The organism is Rhizobium sp. P32RR-XVIII (assembly GCF_012641395.1).
Classification (GTDB): Bacteria; Pseudomonadota; Alphaproteobacteria; order Rhizobiales; family Rhizobiaceae; genus Rhizobium.
Map to the genome: position 1 here is coordinate 1 of NZ_JABAIH010000062.1, position 2,358 is coordinate 2,358.

Genomic DNA, 2,358 nt, shown 5'->3' on the forward strand with positions numbered 1-2,358 from the left:
ACGGCGGGAAAGTCCTTCTCGGGATCGAACACGTTGTTGAAGAAGTTCGTCAGGGAGTACATGGCCACCAGTGCGACGATCTCGATGATATCAGCATCGGTGTAGCCGGCATCGCGGACGGCTTTCAGATCGGCGTCGCTGACCTGTCCGCGGGTCTCGATGACCTTGCGCGCAAACTGGACGGCGGCGTCTCGTTTCGGATCGGTGGCATGGCCCTTCCGGGCGAGAATGATGTCATCAGCCGGCAGCTTGGCCATATGTTCGGCCGTGAAGCTGTGAACCGTCAGGCAATAGTTGCAGCCATTCACTTCGGAGACGGCGAGGCCGATGCTGTCGCGTGTCTTCACGTCGAGCGCCTTGCTCAGAGAGCCGAGCAGGGTGGCCCATGCGTTGAACGCGATCGGGCTTTGTGCGAAGGCCGCCATCATGTTCGGGGTGAACCCGATGTTCTTGGTGAACGCATCGAGAGTCTGTTTGGATTCGGCCGGCACCTGTTCCGGCTTCAGGGCAATAGTTCTAGGCATCATAGTCTCCATAAGTTTTTGGTTGAATTGAGAATTATGCGAAGTCCAGGACATCGGCCACGGGCATGCGCGGCTTCTGCGGCCAGTTGCCGGCCCGCTCTGGTCCGACGGTCAGCAACATCACCGGGATTTCATCTTCAGCCAGGCTGAACACGCTGTGCACCGCCTCGGCGTTGAAGCCGATCATCGGCGTCGAGCCGAGGCCGAGGGAGCGGGCTGCGTAGATAATCGCCGCGGTGCCAAAGGTCGCGGTGCGCACTGCCTCGTCGCGCTGCCGCTGGGGTTGATCGTCATACAGCCCGCGAGCGGGAGCCTCCCATTCCGGCACCAGGTGCGCCGGCATGATGCCGGCTTCCACGACCGGAGCCAGACGCTCAGGGACGGTGCTGGCGTCGGCCAACCGGCCGATAACGATGAAGGTAACGGCGGCATCGGTGATCGCGGGCTGATCCCAGGCGATGGGACGCAACTGAGCCTTTGCTTCGGGTGTACGGACGGCAATAAACCGCCAGTTCTGAAGATGGAAGGAGGTCGGCGCCGAAGTGCCGATCCGCACGAGGTCGCGGATCTGATCGTCGCTCAGTGTGGCGTTGGGGTCGTAGTACTTGGCAGCACTACGGCTCAGAATGTTTTCGATGACGGCGTTCGTCGGCGTCGATCGTGTCGGCGCGGTCCGCGCATGGATTTCGGCGGCTGCGGCGGTTGCCGTTTCGTTAGAGGCGATGCTGATGTAGTTCATTTGGGTGGCTCCTCATCAAGTGATTGTGGAGCCCAATTTACGGTCGGCAGTGAAAATATCGAGACTGTATTTTCTCAATATGATGCGCGAAAGGATCAAGATGAGGCATCGCAATCTCAGGCCGCGCGTCTAGCCGCCAGCGCGCGCCAGTCGGCGCCATTCCCCCGGCGTCATCCCCATTCTTTCGGCAAAGACGCGGCGGAATGCCGAAACAGATTGATACCCGACCGTCTCGGCCACAGCCTCGGTGCTGACTGCTGGCTTTTTCAACTCGTTGGCAGCCAGACTCATGCGGAGATCGGTCAACAAATCGAGGGCGGAGCAACCCAATCTGTCTTGAAAGTGCCGCATGAACGTAGCGCGCGACATGCCGCACAAGTCCGCCAGATCAGGCAGTTTCCAGGACCGCGTTGGATCGGCGAATATCGCCGCAATGGCTGGAGCCAGGCGCGGATGGCCGGCGAGCGCCAACAAGCCTTCCGGGGCTTTCTCGGATTCGCTCGCCGCACGCAGTACCAGTGTAAACAGGGCCGAAGAAAGCGCGTTGAGAACGGCGCGCCCTCCCGCTCGGTCGCCGGCGGACTCAGTTCGCATCAACCCCACCAGACTGACCAGTTGGTTGGAAGCGGATCCGATGCCGTCTTCTCCATGGTGCTCCATAGTCCGCGCCACCAGATTTGTGGGCAGGTAGTTACGGATCAGTCGATCATGGGGCGGCTCGATGAAAAATCGCCCGCACAGCAGATCCAGTTGCTCGCCCTGGCCATCGTTCTCGCTCAGCGTCCATCCGGCGGAGTTTCGGCTCTCGTGTGTACGGATTGGCGTTTGTCCGCTGCCGTCGTGCAGCACATGCGCCGCACCGTGAGGCAGCAGTACGATATCTCCACTCACCAGCTCCCTCGCCGTTCTCGCCTCCGGATCCTCCATAATCGCCCGGCCCTTGAGTATGACGTGGTAGGGGATCTCGTTCGCCGCAGCCTGGCTCCAGGCAACGCGCCACGGCGCACCGTAGGCACAGCGGACCTCGAGCTGGCCGGTAACGGTGATGATTTGCAAGAGATGGCTTAGCCAATCGACTTCGGACATAGGGACCTC

3 protein-coding genes are annotated in these 2,358 nt (G+C 61.0%); all 3 read right to left on the reverse strand.

Features of this window, described 5'->3' with window-relative positions; genetic code table 11:
- Nucleotides 1-524 (reverse strand): carboxymuconolactone decarboxylase family protein (locus HGP14_RS35010; RefSeq protein WP_168834357.1); only part of this gene is annotated, 524 nt, incomplete at its 3' end.
- A gap of 34 nt (nt 525-558) precedes the next feature.
- Nucleotides 559-1,263, reverse strand: coding sequence for a nitroreductase family protein (locus tag HGP14_RS35015; RefSeq protein ID WP_205927476.1), 705 nt, complete (start codon nt 1,261-1,263; stop codon nt 559-561).
- A gap of 129 nt (nt 1,264-1,392) precedes the next feature.
- Entirely contained in the window at nt 1,393-2,349 is a 957-nt protein-coding gene (locus HGP14_RS35020; RefSeq protein ID WP_168834358.1) for an AraC family transcriptional regulator, read from the reverse strand.
- Between the last annotated feature and the right edge of the window lie 9 nt (nt 2,350-2,358).

Excerpts from the sequence above, each read along its gene's own strand:
- HGP14_RS35015 (WP_205927476.1), bottom strand. The coding sequence starts at position 1,263 with ATGAACTACATCAGCATCGCCTCTAACGAAACGGCAACCGCCGCAGCC.
- HGP14_RS35020 (WP_168834358.1), bottom strand. The coding sequence starts at position 2,349 with ATGTCCGAAGTCGATTGGCTAAGCCATCTCTTGCAAATCATCACCGTT.